Here is a 19769-nt window from a genome sequence, read left to right on the forward strand (position 1 = left end):
CCGATACCCTGCAGGTTTACATCACTCACTGCGACTCCTCTAACCAGCTGGCCAGGGCATCCATGCCGGCATACTGAGTCATGTCGATCTGAATCGGGGTAATGGAAACAAAGCCCTGCTCAACGGCATAGAAGTCTGTGCCAGGCTCGCGATCCGCAACCTGACCCGCGCCCGCAACCCAGTAACGGGTACAACCACGCGGGTCAACCGATGCCACAGGACCGCTGGCCATTTCACGGTGACCCAGGCGCGTCACGTGCACACCCTTGATCTCGCCCATGGCCAGGTCCGGCACATTGACATTCAGTACCGTGCGCGGCGCCAGGTTCAGATCCTGGATGTCACGCACCAGGTTGGCGACCACCTCGGCTGCGGTGGCGTAATGCTCCGGCTGGTGCCCGGCCAGGGACACCGCTATGGGCGGCAGCGACATCGATCGCCCTTCGGTGGCCGCCGCAACGGTACCGGAATAGAGCACATCATCACCGAGGTTGGAACCGGCATTGATACCGGACACCACCAGGTCCGGCACCATGCCGAAAATCCCGCACACACCCATATGCACACAGTCGGTCGGCGTGCCATTGAGGCTGATAAAACCGTTGTGGTGGTGGTGGGCTTCCAGCGGGCGATCCAGGGTAAGGGAGTTGCTGGCACCACTGCGGTTGCGATCCGGTGCAATCACCTGGATCTCGGCAACCTTGGCAAGGGCTTCGGCCAGGGCGGCAAGGCCTGGGGCATAAACCCCGTCATCATTGGATATCAGTACTTTAATCATCAGTATTCGGGCCTGTCGCGGGGCGGGCTACACGAAAATGGCACAGCTCCCGTAACACACTGGTGGCAAAAGCACCGGACGGAAGCTCAAATTCAAGCCAGCATTGTCGGTCAGATTCGCGTTGCATCGCAAGTCCCTGTGGCCGCAGCCGCAAACTGCGACGCTCCGAGCGCAGCCCAAGCTGGGCCAGATCATCAATCAGCGACTGCCAGCCAGCCAGGGTTTCGGTCTCCCAGGCCTCGGCCTGACCAGCCAGCAGACGCCCGGCGCTGCCAGGCATCGGACCGGTCAGATCCAGATCGCCAGTACCCAGGCGCCGCGCCAGCTCATCAAGCCCGGTTTCGGCAGTGAAGCAGCTGTGACTTCCATCCAGCATCAGCACATCGCCGGGCATGATGCTCGCCCAACGCTGTTCGGCAATACGCTGGCTCAGCAGGTGGTTGAACAGCCAGGAGCGAACTGCCGACAGGTAGAGGCCTTTCTTGTGGCGCTGACGCTCCTTCAATTCACCTCGAATAAGCGCCACACCCTTGTGGATATTGCCAAAACCAAAGCCGAAGCGCTGCTCACCAAAGTAGTTCGGCACACCCTCGGCCAGCAGCGCAAAGCGTCGCTCCAGCGCATCCATATCGCTCACCTCGCGCAAACGCAGGCGAAAGCGATTGCCGCGGTGCACACCCAGGCGCAACTTGCGCGGATGGCGCACGGCCTTGAGCACTTCAACACTGTCGCCGCCGAACAGGCTCCAGGTCATGTTGCGGTGCACACCCAGCCGGATGCAGAACCATTGCTCGGTAATGGCGTGACGATCCTTCTTGCCGGAATAACTGACTTCACGCGGCGAGACCTGGCAGAAACCGGCCAGCTGGCGCGCAACCCAGTCGGTATTTTCGCCATTCTTGCGGATATACAGAAAAACATGCTCGCCTTCACCTTCGGGTTCGAAACCCAGTTGCTCGAAGACCTGAAAATCTGCGTGTTCGTGCCGTATCTCGGCACTGATGGCCGGCTCGCCGTGGAGCCAGGTAAAGTCGGTGGGAAACTGCAATATATCGGGGGTCATTGAGCGGATCCGCTACGGGGTTCAATCAGCTGAATAAAGGTTTCATCCTCGCGGATCATGCCCATCTCGCTGCGGGCGCGCTCTTCCAGCGCCGCCAGACCTTTTTTAAGGTCCTGCACTTCCGCCTCGAGCTGGCGGTTTCGCTCCAGCAGCTTTTCGTTATCCTGCTGCTGCGTGCTGATGGACTGGCGCAGTGCCAGCACTTCCCGCAGGTTCGCTTCGCCAAACCAGAGACGGTACTGCAGTGCGAGCACCAGTACCACCAGGAGGATAATGAGCCAACGAAACAAGATGCACTCCAGCATGATCCCGGCCCAGGGCCGGACAAAAATCGACGACAGCCAGGACAAAAGGCAGCCGCGATCCTGATGCCTGACAATGAGTAGGAGAATGTAACACACTCGATGCCACTGTCCCGCCCTTCTTGTCACGCCAGGCCATGCCACAGACATGAGAAAACCCCTGCGCGGGGAGCAAACAGGCATTCGCTGCAGCTGATGGGCAAAACGCCCCGTTCACCTGGGGCGAACGGGGCGCTGTCTGGGCAAGCACATCGCTCTCGCGGTGCACTTGCCACCGGTCAGGCTCAGGCCTGGCCCTTGATTTCCTGCAGACCCTTGTAGGGCGCGGCGCCGGCGAGTTCTTCTTCGATGCGCAGCAGGCGGTTGTACTTGGAGACACGGTCGGAACGGCACAGCGAGCCGGTCTTGATCTGGCCGGCGGCGGTACCGACAGCAAGGTCAGCGATGGTGGTGTCTTCGGTTTCACCGGAGCGGTGCGAAATCACCACGCTGTAACCGGCATCCTTGGCCATCTTGATCGCGTCCAGGGTTTCGGACAGCGAGCCGATCTGGTTGAACTTGATCAGGATGGAGTTGCCGATGCTCTTGTCGATGCCTTCTTTCAGGATCTTGGTGTTGGTGACGAACAGGTCGTCGCCCACCAGCTGCACCTTGTCGCCGATCTGGCGGGTCAGGTAGGCCCAGCCGTTCCAGTCGGATTCATCCAGGCCGTCTTCAATGGAGACGATCGGGTAAGTCTCGGACAGCTGCGCCAGGTAGTCGCTGAAGCCTTCGGAGTTGAAGACCTTGCCTTCGCCGGCCAGGTTGTACTCGCCGTTCTTGTAAAACTCGGAGGCGGCGCAATCCAGCGCCAGGGTCACATCCTTGCCCAGGGTGTAACCGGCATTGGATACCGCTTCCTGGATCACCACCAGGGCTTCCTCGTTGGAGCCGAGGTTCGGTGCAAAGCCGCCTTCATCACCCACGGCGGTGTTCAGGCCGCGGGCCTTGAGCACAGCCTTGAGGGCGTGGAAGATTTCGGCGCCGCAACGCAGGGCTTCGGCGAAATTCGGGCTGCTCACCGGCTGCACCATGAATTCCTGGATATCGACGTTGTTGTCTGCATGTTCGCCGCCGTTGAGGATGTTCATCATCGGCAGGGGCATGGAGTACTGGCCGGCAGTGCCGTTCAGTTCGGCGATATGAGCGTACAGCGGCAGGCCCTTCACCGTGGCAGCGGCCTTGGCCGCCGCCAGGGACACAGCCAGGATGGCGTTGGCGCCAAATTTGGACTTGTTCTCGGTGCCATCCAGCGCCAGCATGATGTTGTCCAGCGCGCGCTGATCGGTGGGATCCTGGCCCAGCAGGGCTTCACGGATCGGACCGTTGATGGCGGCCACCGCCTTCAGCACGCCCTTGCCCAGGTAGCGGGACTTGTCACCATCACGCAGTTCAAGCGCTTCACGGGAACCGGTGGAGGCGCCGGAGGGCGCGCAGGCGCTGCCGATAACACCGCAGGCCAGGATAACGTCGGCTTCAACCGTGGGGTTGCCGCGTGAATCCAGAACTTCACGCGCCCTGATATCTGCAATCTGTGCCATTTGGTTCAAACTCCTAGTTTATTGTGTGACCTGAAAGCGTTACTTGGCCTGCTGATCCAGCGCAGCCTGAATGAAGCCGCTGAAGAGGCCATGACCATCGCGGGGGGACGAGGTGAACTCCGGATGGAACTGGCAGGCAACAAACCAGGGATGATCCGGTACTTCGACCACTTCCACCAGTTCGCCGTCGGCGGAACGGCCGGAAATACGCAGGCCCGCCTCTTCCAGCTGAGCCACGTAGTTGTTGTTCACTTCGTAACGGTGACGGTGACGCTCCACGATACGGGTCGAGCCATAGGCACGCGCCACGTTGGAGTCTTCCAGCAGCTGGCATTCCTGGGCACCCAGGCGCATGGTACCGCCCAGGTCCACGCTTTCGTCACGCACCTCGACATCGCCATCCGACGTCGTCCACTCGGTAATCAGGCCGATCACCGGGTGCTCGCCCTTGGGCTCAAATTCGGTGGAGTTGGCGCCGACCAGGCCCGCCACATTGCGGGCATACTCGATCACCGCAACCTGCATGCCCAGGCAGATACCCAGATAGGGCACCTTGTTTTCACGGGCATACTGCACAGCCTTGATCTTGCCTTCCACGCCACGCTCGCCGAAGCCGCCCGGCACCAGAATGGCACTGACGCCCTTGAGGACATCGACGCCTTCCTGCTCAACGGTTTCGGAATCGATGTAACGGATCTTGACTTTCTTGCGCGCCTTGATGCCGGCGTGCGAGATCGATTCGATCAGCGACTTGTAGGCATCCAGCAGCTCCATGTACTTGCCGACCATGGCGATGGTCACCTCGCCATCCGGGTTCAGGTGCGCATCGGCCACCTGATCCCACTCGCTCAGATCCGCCGGCGGGCAATCAAGGTGGAAGCGCTCGACGACGATATCGTCAAGGTTCTGGTCCTTGAGCATGCGCGGAATGGTGTAGATGGTATTGGCGTCCGGCAGGGAAATAACCGCACGCTCTTCCACGTTGGTAAACATGGACAGCTTGCGACGGGAGGACACCGGCAGCGGCTGTTCGGAGCGACATACCAGGATATCCGGCTGGATACCGATGGAACGCAGCTCTTTCACCGAGTGTTGCGTCGGCTTGGTTTTGGTCTCACCGGCGGTCGCGATGTAAGGCACCAGGGTCAGGTGCATGAAGAGCGCGCGGGAAAAGCCCAGCTCCGCTTTCAGCTGACGCACGGCTTCGAGGAAGGGCAGCGATTCGATATCGCCGACAGTACCGCCGATCTCGACCAGCGCCACGTCCGCATCACCGGCACCCTCGATCACGCGACGCTTGATCTCGTCGGTGATGTGCGGAATGACCTGAACAGTACCGCCCAGGTAGTCGCCGCGGCGTTCTTTCAGCAGTACATGCTGATAGACACGGCCGGTGGTGAAATTGTTGCGACGGCCCATCGTGGTACGAATGAAACGCTCGTAGTGACCCAGATCCAGGTCAGTTTCGGCGCCATCTTCGGTCACGAACACCTCACCATGCTGAAACGGGCTCATGGTGCCTGGATCGACGTTAATATACGGATCCAGCTTGAGCATGGTGACTTTCACACCTCGGGCCTCAAGAATGGCAGCCAAGGAAGCGGATGCAATGCCTTTGCCCAGCGAGGACACAACACCACCGGTGACGAAAATGTAACGCGTCATGCAAAACCTGTATGGTCGAAGGTTGAATAAAAGCGGGAAAATTACGAGCTCGAGATGGGGCTACAGGATAGCAAAAGCCCCCCCTGCAGACAATCGGAACCTTGCCGTGACTCTAGCCCGACACACCGACACCTGCGCGACTGACGTAGCGCCAGAAACCTGTACCTGTGCAGCAGCAGCGGATCGTATTTTCAGCCTGGGCACCAGCCCAGCACGTAGCCGTCCTCTGCGGGCCGGGCCTGCCAGCCCTCACATACCCAGAGCCCGGGGGCGGCAACGATCTCATCACCGCACACCAGCAGCGGCCAGGCATTGCGCTGCCAGGGCAGCACCCCGTACTCCTGGAACAGTTTTTTCAGCGGATGTGATCCGCTACGCCCTGCCGGCCGACAGCGCTCGCCCTCGCGCCGGTAGCGCAGACCCAGGCCCTCCAGGGTACGCAGTGCCGGCCGGGAGACAGTGTTCACAGCCGAAATCGATAACAGGCCCTGCTGCAGCGCAATCTCGCCGGGCGCCAGTGCAACCCGGGCCAGTACAGCGGACGGCGTGACCTTGAGCGGTGCCTGCACATACAGGTCGCCCCGGTAACGCCGCAGCGCGTGCTCGCCGAGCTGCAGCTGTGGCTGACGATCCGACCCGGCCTGCAACAGTTCCTGCTCGATGCGCTCCAGCAGCGGCCCGTTGACGGTCACGCCGGTCCGCGCGCCCAGCCAGTAACGCAGCAGGTTTCGCTGACGCGCCGCAGACAGCTGGCCAAGCAGCCCACCGGCCAGGCCGGCTCGGTCATTGAGACAGGCCTTGAGATCGGCCCGCGCCAACTCTTCCAGCAGGCCCGCGGTTTCGTCCAGCAGGCCCGCACTCAACCCCATGCGCGCCGGTGCATCGGGCCAGCGCTGCATCAGCGGTGCCAGCACGCGATGACGGACAAAGTTGCGATCGTATTCAAGCGCGCTGTTGGACGGGTCATTCACCCAGTCCAGCCCCTGGTGCCTCGCCCAGTCGCTGAGCTCGAGCCGGCTGACGCCCAGCAGCGGACGCAGCAGTCGCGCCTCGCCGAGCGCTCGCTGGCGCGGCATGCCCGCCAGGCCTCTGGCACCGGCACCGCGCATCAGGCGCAGCAGCAGGGTCTCGGCCTGGTCATCAGCATGATGACCCAGCAGCAGCAGATCGCCAGCCCCGAGCTCCGCCATAAAGGCGGCATAGCGCGCCTGCCGCGCATCGGCTTCCGAGGCCGACGTCGGTGCCACATCAAGCACCCGAATGGCCACGCCCAGCGCGGCGGCCTGCTCAACGGCATGTGCCGCCCAGGCATCGGACTCGCTCTGCAAATGGTGGTTTACATGCAGCAACAGCAGACGGGAAGGGTCCAGCACCCGGGCGGCCAGTTCCGCCAGCACCCGGGAATCCAGTCCGCCGCTATAGCCGATCAGCCAGCGGCGGACATCCGTGACGCCTGCCAGTTGCCGCTCGAACTCTCGCTGCAGGGCATCGGCCGGCATCCGGGTTGGATCAGTCGCGGCTCAAGCCGTAGGACATCAGGCGCTCGTAACGACGTGCCAGCAGCTCTTCGATGGGCAGGGCTTCAAATTTTTCCAGCGCCGTCAGCAGCTCGAGCTTCAGGTTCGCTGCGGTCAGGGCCGGGTCGCGATGCGCTCCGCCCAGCGGCTCGCTGACCACCTGGTCCACCAGCCCCAGCTCATGCAGGCGCTCGGAGGTGATGCCCATGGCCTTGGCCGCATCCGCGGCACGCTCGGCGCTTTTCCACAGGATGGACGCGCAGCCTTCGGGGGAAATAACCGAGTAGGTGGAGTACTGCAGCATCAGCAGCTTGTCACAGACACCGATCGCCAGAGCACCACCGGAGCCACCTTCACCCACCACGGTCGAGATAATCGGCGTTTTCAGGCAGGACATCTTCGCCAGGTTGAAGGCGATGGCCTCGGACTGGCCCCGCTCCTCGGCATCAATACCCGGGTAGGCGCCCGGCGTGTCGATAAAGGTCAGCACCGGCATCTTGAAGCGCTCGCCCATCTCCATGATGCGCAGCGCCTTGCGATAGCCTTCCGGACGGGGCATGCCGAAATTGCGACGGATCTTTTCCTTGGTCTCGCGGCCTTTCTGGTGACCGATCACCACAACAGGCTTGCCTTCCAGGCGGGCAATGCCGCCGACGATGGCCGCGTCATCGGCAAAGTGCCGGTCGCCGTGAATTTCATCAAAATCTTCGAACAGGTGGCGTACGTAATCGAGGGTGTAGGGGCGCTTGGGATGGCGCGCCAGCTGCGAAACCTGCCAGGCCGAGAGGTTGGAGAAAATGGACGCGGTCAGGTTGCGACTCTTCTCCTTCAGCTTGCCAAGCTCTTCCGACAGGTTGATGTCGCTGTCATCGCCGACATGACGCAGCTCTTCGATCTTCGCTTCCAGTTCAGCAATGGGCTGTTCGAATTCGAGGTAATTCGGGTTCATTCGCGTCTGCTTCCGCTCTGCAATTCGGTTACTTGAAGATCATTCTTGAAGAACAATAAACGGGCAATTCTACCCGTTGCCTGCCGTGATAACCACCCCGCACATGGCGGGGCGAAAGCCGTATCAGTAGCGCAAGGCCACGGCGCCGGTGCCAAAGCGATCCATCAGCTGCAGTACCAGCTCGTCACTGGCCTGCACCTTCCAGTTGTCTCCCAGCGCAAGACTGGCTTCGGCATCCACGCGGCGATAACGCAAGGTAACGGCCATGCTGCCGTTGCCGCGATGACTGCTCAGCACATCCGCCAGCTCGCGCAGCTTGCGCCCTCCCAGGCTCTGGCTGTCGCCGTGGATTTCGAGACAGCGGGCATACTGAGCCCGCGCCTCGCTGATATCCATGACCCGGCTGCCCTTGACCTTGAGGCCGCCATTGTAGTCATCCTGCAGCACCTCGCCCTCCATGATCAGCACCGCATCCTTGTTCAGCTTGCTTCGGGCCATTTCGTAGGCCTCGCCGTAGAGAGTGACATCGATACGCGCACTGCGGTCGTCCAGGGTGACAAAGCAGAGCGAGTCGCCCTTCTTGGTCTTCTTCAGCCGCAGGTCGATCACCAGGCCCGCCATCTTCTGCTGCCGACCGCGGGCCGGCTGCACATCGGCGATCCGCTTGCTGATAAAGTGACTCAGTTCCTTCTGGTACTCATCGATGGGGTGGCCGGTGAGATAGAGCCCCAGGGTGTCTTTTTCGCCGGTCAGGCGCTCCTTGTCGGTCCACTCGCGCACCTGGCGGTAATCGGCGTAGGCATCGCGGGACGCCTCCACCGGCATTTCACCGAACAGGTCGAACATCCCGGCATCCTGGTTGCGCGCACTCTGATCCGCCGCCTTGAGGGCGTCGGCGATCGCCTCGAACAGTACCGCACGGCTGGCGCCAAGGCGGTCCAGGGCACCGGAGCGCACCAGCGCTTCCATCACCCGCTTGTTGAGCTTTTTGGCACCCACGCGCTGGCAGAAATCGAAGATATCCTTGAAGTTGCCCTGCCCGTCCTGGCGCGCCTGCACGATGGCCTCGATCGGCCCCTCGCCCACGCCCTTGACGGCCCCCAGGCCATAGACTATTTCCCCCGCCCCGTTGACGGTGAACATGTACTCGCTGCTGTTCACATCCGGCACCGCCGGTGCGAGTCCCATGCTGCGGCACTCTTCGATGAAGATCACCACCTTGTCGGTGTTCTGCATGTCCGAAGAAATAACCGCCGCCATAAAGGGCGCCGGGTAATGCGCCTTGAGCCAGGCGGTCTGGTAGGACACCAGCGCATAGGCGGCGGAGTGGGACTTGTTGAAGCCGTAACCGGCAAATTTTTCCACCAGGTCGAAGATATTGCCCGCCAGGTCCCGGTCAATCCCCTGACCTTCGCAGCCCTCCAGGAAGATGGCGCGCTGCTTGGCCATTTCCTCGGGCTTCTTCTTGCCCATGGCGCGTCGCAGCATGTCGGCGCCGCCGAGCGTGTAGCCCGCCATGACCTGGGCGATCTGCATCACCTGCTCCTGGTACAGGATGATGCCGTAGGTCGGCTCCAGCACGGGTTGCAGGCTGTCTAGCTGGTAATCCACGTGCGGCCAGGCCATTTCGGCGCGGCCGTGCTTGCGGTTGATGAAGTCGTCCACCATGCCCGACTGCAGCGGCCCTGGCCGGAACAGGGCCACCAGGGCGACGATGTCCTCGAAGCGGCTGGGTTTGAGGCGCCGCACCAGATCCTTCATGCCGCTGGACTCGAGCTGGAACACCGCCGTGGTTTCGGCGCTTTGCAGCAGGTCGAAGGTGGTCTTGTCTTCCAGGTCGATCAGCGCGATATCCAGCGGCTCTTCACCGGCGGGCACGCGGATGTCGTTGATCGTTTTCAGCGCCCAGTCGATGATGGTCAGGGTGCGCAGCCCCAGGAAGTCGAACTTCACCAACCCGGCTTCCTCGACATCGTTCTTGTCGAACTGGGTTACCAGGCCCTCGCCCACTTCGTCGCAGTAGGTGGCGGCGAAGTCCGTCAGCTTGGTCGGTGCAATCACCACACCACCGGCGTGCTTGCCGACGCCGCGGGTCACCCCCTCCAGCTTGTAGGCCATTTCCATGATTTCCTGCGCTTCTTCGCTGGATTCCACGAATTCACGCAGCTGGGACTCCTGTTCCCAGGCCTTGCCAAGCGTCATGCCCACTTCAAACGGGATCAGCTTGGAAAGGCGGTCGGCCAGGCCAAAGGGCTTGCCCTGAACGCGGGCCACGTCGCGCACCACCGCCTTGGCCGCCATGGTGCCGAAGGTAATGATCTGGGACACCGCATCACGGCCGTAGGTGCGGGCCACGTAGTCGATCACCTTGTCGCGGTTATCCATGCAGAAATCGATATCGAAGTCGGGCATGGAGACACGTTCAGGGTTCAGGAAGCGCTCGAACAGCAGGTCGTATTCCAGCGGATCCAGGTCGGTAATCTTCTGCGCATAGGCCACCAGGGAGCCGGCACCCGAACCTCGTCCCGGCCCTACCGGTACGCCGTTCTCCTTGCCCCACTTGATAAAGTCCATAACGATGAGGAAGTAACCGGGGAAACCCATCTGGATGATGATCTCGAGTTCGAACTCGAGCCGGTCGATATACACCTGGCGCTTGGCGTCGTACTCCGGGTCCGCGCGGTCGAGCAGGATCTCGAGCCGTTCCTCCAGGCCGTCGAAGCTGACCTGACGGAAATAGTCATCCATCAGCATGCCTTCGGGCACCGGGAAGCGTGGCAGGTAGTAGGTTCCCAGCTCTATCTCGATATTGCAGCGCCTTGCGATCTCGACACTGTTCTCCAGCGCCTCGGGAATATCGGCGAACAGCGCCTGCATCTCGGCGGCCGAGCGGAAATACTGCTGGTCACTGTAATCCCGCGGCCGCCTCGCATCATCCAGGGTGCGGCTAAGGTTGATGCAGACACGCGCCTCGTGGGCGTCGAAGTCGTCCGCCGTCAGGAACATCACCTCGTTGGTCGCCACCAGCGGACACCCGGTTTCGTGGGCCATGGCAACACAGGCATGCACCAGGTCTTCTTCCCCCTGGCGCCCGGTACGCTGCACTTCCAGGTAATAGCTGTCCGGAAAGATCTCCATCCACTCGCGCAGCACCTCGATGGGGGAGGCCTTGTCCGACTGCAGCGCCCGACCCACTTCACCCAGGCGCCCTCCGGACAGCGCGATCAGGCCTTCGGAGCGTTCCCGGATCCAGGCTTTTTTCAGCACCGCCTTTTCACTGACGATATTCTGGCCGTCGGCGTAGGCCCGGGACACCAGTTCCATCAGGTTGCGATAGCCCTTGCCGTTGCGCACCAGCAGCGTCATGCGATACGGCTCGCCCGCTGGGTCCGACTCGTTCATGACATGCACATCCACGCCGCAGATGGGCTTGATGCCGGCATTGAGCGCCGCCTTGTAAAACTTGATGGTCGCGAAGAGGTTGCTCTGATCGGTCACCGCCACCGCCGGCATGCCCGCCGCCTTGGCCGCCGCTACCGCTTCCTTGACGCGGATCAGGCCGTCGACCAGGGAATACTCGGTATGCAAACGCAGGTGAACGAATTGGGGTGTCGCCATGGGTACTCAGTCTCCGGGTTGCAGCAGTTCGCGCACCGGGCGAAAACTGCGGCGATGTTCAGGCAGGGGCCCCAGACGACGCAGCGCGGCCAGATGGGCCGGCGTCGGGTAACCCTTGTGTTGCGCAAAGCCATAATCAGGGTGCAGGCGGTGCAGATCGGTCATTTCCTGGTCGCGCACCACCTTGGCGATTATCGAGGCGGCGCTGATGGCCGGCACCCTGGCATCCCCCTTGACAACCGCCTCGCTCGGACAGGGCAACGGCGGACAGCGGTTACCATCGATCAGCGCAAAATCCGGCGCCACGCCAAGGCCCGCCACCGCGCGCTGCATCGCCAGCATGGTGGCATGCAGAATATTCAGTTCGTCAATTTCGGCGGGGCTGGCCGAGGCCACGCACCAGGCCAGCGCCCTGTCGCAAATTTGGGCGTACAGCGCCAGGCGCTTCTTTTCGCTTAGGGCCTTGGAGTCCGCAAGCCCTGCGATCGGGCGCGCCGGGTCCAGGATCACCGCCGCGGCCACCACGCTGCCCACCAGCGGACCTCGCCCAACCTCGTCGACACCGGCGACCTGCTTGCCCGCGCCCTGCTCAGCCGCGAAAAAATCAAACTCCTGTAACTGCATTTACAGCGACCTGTCGGCGAGCAGCTGCACGATCGCATCGGCGGCGCGCTCATCGGCTTCACAGTTGAGCCGGGCGTGTATTTCGGTAAAACGCTGGCGCAGCATGGCGGCGTGCTCGCCATCTTCCAGCTGCTGCAGCAAAAGCGGGCCCAGCACCTCGGGGCGCACTTCGTCCTGCAGCACCTCCGGCACCAGGGGCGCATCGGCCAGCAGGTTGGGCAGGGAAATATAGCGACTCTTGATCAGGCGCGACAGAATCCGGTGCGTCAGCGAGGCCATGCGATAGGCCACTACCATCGGCTTTTTCAGCAGCATCGCTTCCAGGGTCGCAGTGCCGGAGGCGATCAGAATCACGTCCGCCGCCTGCATCAAGGTGCGAGACTGCTTCAAGTGCAGTTCGACCTGAAGATCGGCGAACTCGCCATCCAGCAGTTCACGCAGCGTCTGCAGCCGGGTCTGGTTCGCCGCCGGCAACACAAAACGCAGTTCCGGCCGACGCTGCTTGAGCCAGCGGGCGGTTTCAAGAAAGGGCCGGGCCAGGTATTTCAGCTCGCCGCCACGACTGCCGGGCAGCAACGCCACAACCTCGGCCTCTTGCGGCAACGACAGCGCAGCACGGGCCTGGGCGGTATCGGGCTCAAACGGTATCTGGCTGGCCAGCGGGTGGCCGACAAAGCTGACTCGCTGGCCGTTGTCCTGGTAGAAGCGTGCTTCAAACGGGAACAGCGTCAGCATCAGGTCGGTAGTGCGCAGGATCTTGAACACGCGCTTGCGCCGCCAGGCCCAGACCGACGGGCTGACATAGTGCACCGTGGGTATGCCAGCGTCACGCAGCGCGCCTTCCAGGTTGAGGGTAAAGTCCGGCGCATCAATGCCGATAAACAGGTGCGGGCGCGTTGCGATGAAATGGCGCCGCAGGTCACGGCGAATGCCCATCAGTTCCGGCAGCCGGCCGAGAACCTCGACCAGCCCCATCACCGACAGTCGCTCCATTGGATAGAGGGAACGCACGCCCTGGGCGATCATCAGGTCACCGCCGATGCCTTCAACTTCCAGATCGGGGTAGCGGCGGCGCAGTGCAGCAACCAGGCCCGCCCCCAGGATATCCCCGGAGGCTTCCCCTGCAACAATGCCGATACGCAAAGATGGTGACACCCGGCGCTACCGAATGATGCCGCGGGTCGAAGCCTGCAGCGAATCGATCAACAGTTGCAGCTCCGGGCAGCCATCACGCATCTGTCCGAGCTGCTCAAGCGCCTGCTCCAGCGTCAGGCGCTGGCGGAATACCACCTTGTAGGCCTGGCGCAGGGTGCGCAGGGCTTCGGGGGAGTAGCCCCGACGACGCAGCCCTTCGGTGTTGATACCGTGGGGTGTGGCCGTGTTGCCGGTGGCCATGACGTAGGCCGGTATATCCTTGAGCACCACGCTGCCGGCGCCGCACATCACATGGGCGCCGATACGGCAGAACTGGTGCACGGCGGTGAAACCGCCCAGGATGGCATGGTCACCGACGTGCACATGACCTGCCAGGGCCGCGTTGTTGGCCAGGATGACATGGTCACCCACCATGCAGTCATGGGCCACATGGGTATTGGCCATAAACAGGTTATGGCTGCCGATACGGGTCAGGCTCTGGTCCTGCACCGTACCCCGGTGCACCGTCACGCCTTCGCGAAAGACGTTGTAGTCCCCCACTTCAAGGCGCGTCGGCTCACCGGCGTACTTCTTGTCCTGGCACTCCTCGCCGATGGAGGAAAACTGGAAGATGCGGTTGTGGCGCCCGATACGGGACGGACCCCGGATCACCACATGGGGGCCAATCACCGTGCCTTCCCCGATTTCCACATCGGGTCCGATGATACTCCAGGGGCCGACCTCCACGTCGGACGCTATCTTGGCACTGGCATCAACTATGGCGCGGGAGTCGATCAAGGGGTTACACCTTTCTATCTGCACACAGAATGGTTGCGGAGCTGACGGTATCGCCGTCGACGGAGGCGCGCACGGCAAACTTCCAGATACCACGGCGCTCGGATACCTTGCGAGCTTCCAGGCGCAGCTGGTCTCCGGGAACCACCGGGCGCTTGAAACGCAGGTCGTCCGCACCTACAAAGTAGTAGATGGAGCCGTCCTGGGGCTTTTTATCCATGGTTTTGAAGCCAAGGATGCCCGCGGCCTGCGCCATTGCCTCGACGATCAGCACACCCGGCATAACCGGATGGTCGGGAAAATGGCCGTTAAAAAACGGCTCGTTCACTGTAACGTTCTTGATTGCGACGATGAACTCACCCACTTCCAGCTCAAGTACCCTGTCTACCAGCAGAAAAGGGTATCGGTGAGGCAGATACTCCCGGATTTCCTTAACGTCCATCATCATTCTTTATGACCTTCAATAGAATTAAGCTCGATTGTCTGTTCCAGTTTTGCAACACGCCGGGAGAGCTCATCCAGCTGCTTGAAACGCACCACGTTGCGCTTCCAGCTCCCGTGCGGCTGCAGTCCCGTGCCTGACGAATAGGCGCCAGGCTGGGAAATCGACTTGCTCACCAGGGACATGGCGGTGATGTGAGTCCCCGCAGCAATCGTCAGGTGGCCGGTAATACCCGACAGTCCCGCGATGGTACAGCGCTCGCCGATTTTAGTGCTTCCGGCTACAGCGGTACAGCCGGCGATCGCCGTGCCCGCGCCTATCTGCACGTTGTGTGCGATCTGAACCTGGTTATCCAGTTTCACACCGTCGCCGATGCAGGTGTCATCCAGCGCACCCCGGTCAATCGTGGTGCCTGCACCAATCTCGACATCATTCCCGACCCGGACACCGCCGAGCTGGCAAATCTTCACCCAGTTGCCCGAGTCGGGCGCAAAACCAAAGCCATCGGCGCCGAGTACCGCACCGGAATGCACGATACAGCGGGCTCCCAGAGAGACGTTATCATACAGCACCACACCGGCCTCGACGCGGCTGTTTTCACCCACCTGGCAGTCGGCACCGATAACCGCATGGGGACCGACAAATGCCCCGGCGCCAATCTGGCTGCCGGCGCCAATCACAGCCAGGGCAGAGACTTCGGCCGTGGGGTCCAGCTGCACGGTATCGGCAACAACGGCACTGGGGTGAACGCCGGGGCGGGACGGCTGGCGCCAATCAAATAGCTGGCTAACGCGGGCATAGGCCAGGTAGGGGTCATCCACCTCGATTGCCGCCTGGGGCACTGAATCCAGGTGCTCCGTGCGCACCAGTACGGCCGCAGCGTTAGTGGAACGCAACTGGGGCAAATAACGGCCGTTGGCAAAAAACGAAAGCTGGCCTGGGCCAGCTGATTGCAACGTCGCAAGGCCGTGGACCCGGCCTTGCGGATCCCCGTGCACCTTGCCGCCGACCCGGTCGGCGATGTCCTGCAGTCTGATAGTGGGAGTAGCCGCCATAGGGCCCTACAGCTTGTTCAGCTGTTCGATAACCAGGGGAGTGATATCCAGCTCGCTACGGATAAACACCGTCGCCTGCTTGGCCAGCACCACGTCAAATCCTTTTTGCTTGATCAGTTCCCGAATGACCTGGTCCAGCTTGGGGCGCATTTCCGTCAGAAAAGCGCGCTCACGCTCGGCCCGTTTTTGCTGCAGCTCCTGCCCCATTTTCTGATACTGACCGTAGGCCTTTTGAAACTGCAGGGCGAGCTGCTTGGCATCTTCGCTCGACTGCAGTCCCTGGTTCTTGCGCAGCTTGTCCTGCAGTCCCTTGGCCTGCTTTTCCATCTCGACGACCTGTTTTTCCTCGGAGGCCAGCTCGCGCTTGAGCTCTTCCCGGAAACTGGCCGCGGCACTGGATTTCAGCAGCGCTTCTTCGACACTCAGTACAGCAATGGATTCAGCCGCGGCCTGCAGTGAAAACACCGCAACCAGAACCAGCAGCATGCCACGAATTACGTTCATCATAGATCCTTAAAAGGTCTGCCCCAGGGCAAACTGGAAGAATTCAGTATCGTCTTCAGACTGATCGTTCAGCGGTACCGCCAGCGCGATGGACAGCGGCCCCACGGGTGTCAGCCAGCTAAGACCCACACCCACCGAGTAGCGGATGTCGCCAAAATCAACGCCTTCGCTGCAGTTGACGGCGCCCGCCAGGCATTCCGTCGTATAGACGTTGCCGGCATCCATAAACGCCAGGGTACGCCAGCCCGTCTGATCACTGATAAAGGGCGTCGGGAAGATCAGCTCCAGCGAGCCCACCACCAGCACGTTGCCACCGAAGGGGTCTGCATCGTCACTGGAATCACGCGGACCCAGGGAGTTGTTCTTGTAGCCGCGCACGGTTTTCAGGCCACCGGCGTAGTAGTTCTTGAAGAACGGATAGGCATTGCCACCCAGGCTGTCGGCGTAGCCGATACGGCCACCAGCACCCAGCACCCAGCTCTCGACACTGTTCAGCGGCTTGAAATACTCGGCGCGGTAGAGCCCCTTCATGTAGCTCAGATCACTGCCCGGCACGGCGGCTTCGAGCGACAGGCTCTGGGAATAGCCACTGGTCGGGAAAAGGCCCCGGTTCAGATGGTTGTCGGTCCAGGACGCCTTCAGCAGCCAGTTCAGGTAGGTATCGTCCCCCTCCTCGTCGATAAAGTTAATGATTTCATCGGCGGTGGAGTCAAAGGTATTGATGGTGATGGACTCAAAACCAGCCCCGAAGCTCAGACGCTGAAAATCGTCGATCGGGTAGCCGAAGTTGACACCGGCACCATACTCATCCGTGGTGTAGCTACTGACATCATCTTCATCAAAATCGCGCTCGCGGTAGAAGACGTCAAAGCCACGGCTAACGCCATCCACTGTGTAGAACGGATCGGTATAGTTGAAGCTGTATTCGGTCAGGGTCGAGCTGTTGGACAGGTTAAAGCCCACCTTCTTGCCGCTGCCAAAGAAGTTATCCTGCTGCACGCCCAGCTGCAGAATAATGCCGTCGTTCTGGGAGAAACCCACCGCTGCGGTGAACTGGCCCGACGGCTGTTCCGTGACCGTGTATTCCACATCCACCTGGTCGTTGGTGCCGGGCACCGGGCGCGTCTGCACGTCTACCGACTTGAAGTAACCGGTGCGGGACAGGCGCTCCTTGGAGCCTTCGATCTTGTCAGCGGAGGCAAGGCCCGCTTCCATTTGCGTCAGCTGCTGGCGCACAACCTCATCGGCAGTCGTCGTATTGCCCTTGATCAGGATGCGACGCACATAGGTACGCTGCCCCGGTTCGACAAAGTAGCGCAGGGATACAGTGTTGTCCTCTTCGTGCAACGTCGGCACGGGGCTGACATTGGCAAACATGTAACCGTTGTCGCCCAGCTTGCGCACCAGTCGCTCCTGGGACTCGGTCATGCGCTGGCGCGAGAACACCTGCTCGGCCTCGATTTGCAGTTCGGTTTCCAGCTCTTCGCGCGGCACGGCCAGGGTACCGGCCAGGTCAACGTCCCGTACCCGGTACTGCTCGCCTTCGGTCACGTTAACCGTGATGTAGACGTTTTTCTTGTCCGGCGAGATGCTGACCTGGGTAGAATCAACGGCAAAGTTGATATAGCCGCGGTCCAGGTACCAGGAACGCAGGCGCTCAATATCCCCGGCGAGTTTCTCCCGCGAGTAGCGGTCATCATCGGTGATAAAGCTCCAGAAGCTTGGCAGTTTCAGCTCAAACAGCTGCCCCAGAGTTTCATCGTCAAAGACGCTGTTACCGACCACATTGATGTGCTGAATGGTGGCGACTTCGCCTTCGCGAATATCGATATTCAGTGCCACCCGGTTCCCCGGCAGCGTTTCGACGTCAGCCGACACGGCCGCACCGTAGCGCCCCTGTGCCACATAAAGCCGCTGCAGATCCAGCTGAATGCGGTCCAGCGCAGCACGTTTGAAGACTTCCCCTTCCTGCAAACCACTCTGCTTCAGACCATCGAGCAGATCCTTTTCCTTGAGTACCTTGTTGCCTTCAAGACGGATCAGGCTCACCGACGGCCGTTCTTTCAGGCGCAGTACCAGGACATCACCATCACGCAGCAATTCGACGTCGTCAAAGTACCCGGAGCCGAACAGCTGTCGCGAGGCCCGAGTCAGGTCGTATTGCGAAACCAGGTCTCCGGTGGCAATCGGGAAGTTTCGAAACACGTTCCCGGGCTCGATCCGCTGCAGCCCCTCCAGACGGATATCGGTTACGGTAAAAGGTGTGATGGCGGCGTGCGCCAGACTCCCCCAGCATATCAGGGAGAAAAGAAGCCCCAGTCTGAGTTTCATGAACTACTTCTTATTCCGTGGAAAAAATCAGGCAACCATGCCATTTCTACAGCCGCATCAGGTCATTAACGATTGCAACTGCCATCAGGGTAAACAATAAGGCCATGCCAATTCTGAGCCCGAACATCTGCACCCGCTCACTCACGGGTTTGCCGCGCAATGCCTCAAGCCCGTAGTAAAACAGGTGCCCGCCATCCAGCATCGGGATCGGGAGCAGATTCAGCACCCCAAGACTAATACTCAGATATGCCAGAAAACTGACAAAGGACTCGAGTCCGGACGCCGCCGAAGCCCCAGCCACTTTAGCAATGGTGATCGGGCCGCTCAAGTTTTTTACCGAGATCACACCCTCGAGCATTTTCCAGATGGATTCGAGGGTAAGCCCGATCATCTGGCCGGTCTTGGAGACCGCCACACCCAGCGCCTCAACCGGCCCGTAACGCAGGGTTCGTTCCAGCTCGCTCGGCCAGTTGACCGGTTGCACACCGGCACCGATATAGCCGATCGGGCCGTCCTCGCTTTCACGCAACTGCGGCCTGAGCTCAATAGCAATCCGGCTTCCATTGCGATCCACCACCAGCTGCAGCGAAGTATCCGCACTGGCACGCACCCGCTCAACCAGAGCCATCCAGTCTGCAATGGCAACACCATCGATGCTCAGCACCCGATCCCCGGTCTGCAGACCGGCGGCGGCGGCCTGCCCGTCCGGCAGCAACTGGCCGATAACCGCCGGCACCGGCGGCTGGTAGGGCCGCAGCCCGATCGCCCGCAACGGGCTCTCACGCTCCACATCCACCTGCCAGGCATCCAGCCGCAGCGGATAGGTCACCGGCGATGCGCCATCCGTATAGCGCACGCGCAGCTGCAGCGTGCGGCTCTCGCCGATGTGTGACGCCAGGCGCAGGTTAAGCTCTTCCCAGGACTGCAGGCTGTGGGCATCAAGCCCCACCACTTCGCCGCCAGGCTCCACCCCCGCCTCGTAGGCCGGTGTCCCCGGCAGCACCTGACCGATCACCGGCGCCACCGTATTGACACCACTGACATACATGAACCAGTACGCCAGCACGGCAAACAGCAGGTTGACCACAGGCCCCGCCGCCACTATGGCACTGCGGGCCCACAGCGGCTTGTTGTTGAACGCCTGGGCGCGCAGCGCTTCGGGCACCGCCTCTTCACGCTCATCCAGCATGCGCACATAGCCGCCCAGCGGAATCGCCGCCACGACGAACTCGGTACCCTGGCGGTCGCGCCGCGACCACAGCGGCTTGCCGAACCCCACGGAAAAACGCAGCACCTTGACGCCACAGCGCCTGGCGACCCAGAAATGGCCCCATTCATGGATGGTGACCAGCAGGCCCAGGGTAACCAGGGTGGCGAGCAGGGTGTGCAGAATACTCATCTAAACTCCAGGC

General features: G+C 61.4%; 16 protein-coding genes. All 16 read right to left on the reverse strand.

Going from position 1 to position 19769, the window contains the following annotated elements; translation table 11 throughout:
• Positions 1-25: 25 nt before the first annotated feature.
• Complete coding sequence (gene surE / locus KDW95_RS13380; RefSeq protein ID WP_255852316.1) at positions 26-778, reverse strand: 5'/3'-nucleotidase SurE; 753 nt, start codon at positions 776-778, stop codon at positions 26-28.
• Positions 771-1841 carry a tRNA pseudouridine(13) synthase TruD gene (truD, locus tag KDW95_RS13385; RefSeq protein ID WP_255852317.1) on the reverse strand — a complete coding sequence of 357 codons (1071 nt, stop codon included), beginning with the start codon at positions 1839-1841 and terminating at the stop codon, positions 771-773. Before truD ends, surE begins: the two co-directional genes overlap by 8 nt.
• Entirely contained in the window at positions 1838-2131 is a 294-nt protein-coding gene (gene ftsB, locus KDW95_RS13390; RefSeq protein WP_255852318.1) for a cell division protein FtsB, read from the reverse strand. The genes truD and ftsB overlap by 4 nt, the downstream gene beginning before the upstream one ends.
• Before the next feature lie 296 nt (positions 2132-2427).
• Complete coding sequence (gene eno / locus KDW95_RS13395) at positions 2428-3723, reverse strand: phosphopyruvate hydratase (RefSeq protein WP_255852319.1); 1296 nt, start codon at positions 3721-3723, stop codon at positions 2428-2430.
• 39 nt (positions 3724-3762) lie between these two features.
• Positions 3763-5388 carry a CTP synthase gene (locus tag KDW95_RS13400; RefSeq protein WP_255852320.1) on the reverse strand — a complete coding sequence of 542 codons (1626 nt, stop codon included), beginning with the start codon at positions 5386-5388 and terminating at the stop codon, positions 3763-3765.
• A gap of 191 nt (positions 5389-5579) precedes the next feature.
• Positions 5580-6887 (reverse strand): tRNA lysidine(34) synthetase TilS, encoded by a 1308-nt coding sequence (gene tilS, locus KDW95_RS13405; RefSeq protein WP_255852321.1) that lies wholly within the window; start codon positions 6885-6887, stop codon positions 5580-5582.
• Positions 6888-6897: 10 nt separating this feature from the next.
• The gene (gene accA / locus KDW95_RS13410; RefSeq protein ID WP_255852322.1) at positions 6898-7854 is read right to left on the reverse strand and encodes an acetyl-CoA carboxylase carboxyl transferase subunit alpha; all 957 of its coding nucleotides are present in this window, start codon (positions 7852-7854) and stop codon (positions 6898-6900) included.
• 123 nt (positions 7855-7977) lie between these two features.
• Positions 7978-11472, reverse strand: a complete 3495-nt coding sequence (dnaE, locus tag KDW95_RS13415) for a DNA polymerase III subunit alpha (protein ID WP_255852323.1) — start codon at positions 11470-11472, stop codon at positions 7978-7980.
• 6 nt (positions 11473-11478) lie between these two features.
• On the reverse strand, positions 11479-12096 hold the full coding sequence (gene rnhB, locus KDW95_RS13420) for a ribonuclease HII (RefSeq protein WP_255852324.1): 618 nt from the start codon (positions 12094-12096) through the stop codon (positions 11479-11481).
• Entirely contained in the window at positions 12097-13251 is a 1155-nt protein-coding gene (gene lpxB / locus KDW95_RS13425; protein WP_255852325.1) for a lipid-A-disaccharide synthase, read from the reverse strand. It abuts the gene before it with no gap.
• Between the two features lie 6 nt (positions 13252-13257).
• Positions 13258-14028 carry an acyl-ACP--UDP-N-acetylglucosamine O-acyltransferase gene (lpxA, locus tag KDW95_RS13430; RefSeq protein WP_255852326.1) on the reverse strand — a complete coding sequence of 257 codons (771 nt, stop codon included), beginning with the start codon at positions 14026-14028 and terminating at the stop codon, positions 13258-13260.
• A gap of 4 nt (positions 14029-14032) precedes the next feature.
• Positions 14033-14473: a 3-hydroxyacyl-ACP dehydratase FabZ gene (gene fabZ, locus KDW95_RS13435; RefSeq protein WP_255852327.1), complete on the reverse strand. Its 441-nt coding sequence runs from the start codon at positions 14471-14473 to the stop codon at positions 14033-14035.
• On the reverse strand, positions 14470-15522 hold the full coding sequence (lpxD, locus tag KDW95_RS13440; RefSeq protein ID WP_255852328.1) for a UDP-3-O-(3-hydroxymyristoyl)glucosamine N-acyltransferase: 1053 nt from the start codon (positions 15520-15522) through the stop codon (positions 14470-14472). The genes fabZ and lpxD overlap by 4 nt, the downstream gene beginning before the upstream one ends.
• A gap of 6 nt (positions 15523-15528) precedes the next feature.
• Positions 15529-16026, reverse strand: coding sequence for an OmpH family outer membrane protein (locus tag KDW95_RS13445; protein ID WP_255852329.1), 498 nt, complete (start codon positions 16024-16026; stop codon positions 15529-15531).
• 9 nt (positions 16027-16035) lie between these two features.
• Complete coding sequence (bamA, locus tag KDW95_RS13450) at positions 16036-18357, reverse strand: outer membrane protein assembly factor BamA (RefSeq protein ID WP_255852330.1); 2322 nt, start codon at positions 18355-18357, stop codon at positions 16036-16038.
• Positions 18358-18403: 46 nt separating this feature from the next.
• Positions 18404-19756, reverse strand: a complete 1353-nt coding sequence (rseP, locus tag KDW95_RS13455; RefSeq protein WP_255852331.1) for an RIP metalloprotease RseP — start codon at positions 19754-19756, stop codon at positions 18404-18406.
• Positions 19757-19769: the final 13 nt, after the last annotated feature.

The organism is Marinobacterium rhizophilum, assembly GCF_024397915.1.
GTDB lineage: Bacteria > Pseudomonadota > Gammaproteobacteria > Pseudomonadales > Balneatricaceae > Marinobacterium_A > Marinobacterium_A rhizophilum_A.

Coding starts and splice junctions, on each gene's coding strand:
- surE (WP_255852316.1), bottom strand. CDS start 778: ATGATTAAAGTACTGATATCCAATGATGACGGGGTTTATGCCCCAGGC.
- truD (WP_255852317.1), bottom strand. CDS start 1,841: ATGACCCCCGATATATTGCAGTTTCCCACCGACTTTACCTGGCTCCAC.
- eno (WP_255852319.1), bottom strand. CDS start 3,723: ATGGCACAGATTGCAGATATCAGGGCGCGTGAAGTTCTGGATTCACGC.
- KDW95_RS13400 (WP_255852320.1), bottom strand. CDS start 5,388: ATGACGCGTTACATTTTCGTCACCGGTGGTGTTGTGTCCTCGCTGGGC.
- tilS (WP_255852321.1), bottom strand. CDS start 6,887: ATGCCGGCCGATGCCCTGCAGCGAGAGTTCGAGCGGCAACTGGCAGGC.
- accA (WP_255852322.1), bottom strand. CDS start 7,854: ATGAACCCGAATTACCTCGAATTCGAACAGCCCATTGCTGAACTGGAA.
- dnaE (WP_255852323.1), bottom strand. CDS start 11,472: ATGGCGACACCCCAATTCGTTCACCTGCGTTTGCATACCGAGTATTCC.
- rnhB (WP_255852324.1), bottom strand. CDS start 12,096: ATGCAGTTACAGGAGTTTGATTTTTTCGCGGCTGAGCAGGGCGCGGGC.
- fabZ (WP_255852327.1), bottom strand. CDS start 14,473: ATGATGATGGACGTTAAGGAAATCCGGGAGTATCTGCCTCACCGATAC.
- lpxD (WP_255852328.1), bottom strand. CDS start 15,522: ATGGCGGCTACTCCCACTATCAGACTGCAGGACATCGCCGACCGGGTC.
- KDW95_RS13445 (WP_255852329.1), bottom strand. CDS start 16,026: ATGAACGTAATTCGTGGCATGCTGCTGGTTCTGGTTGCGGTGTTTTCA.
- bamA (WP_255852330.1), bottom strand. CDS start 18,357: ATGAAACTCAGACTGGGGCTTCTTTTCTCCCTGATATGCTGGGGGAGT.
- rseP (WP_255852331.1), bottom strand. CDS start 19,756: ATGAGTATTCTGCACACCCTGCTCGCCACCCTGGTTACCCTGGGCCTG.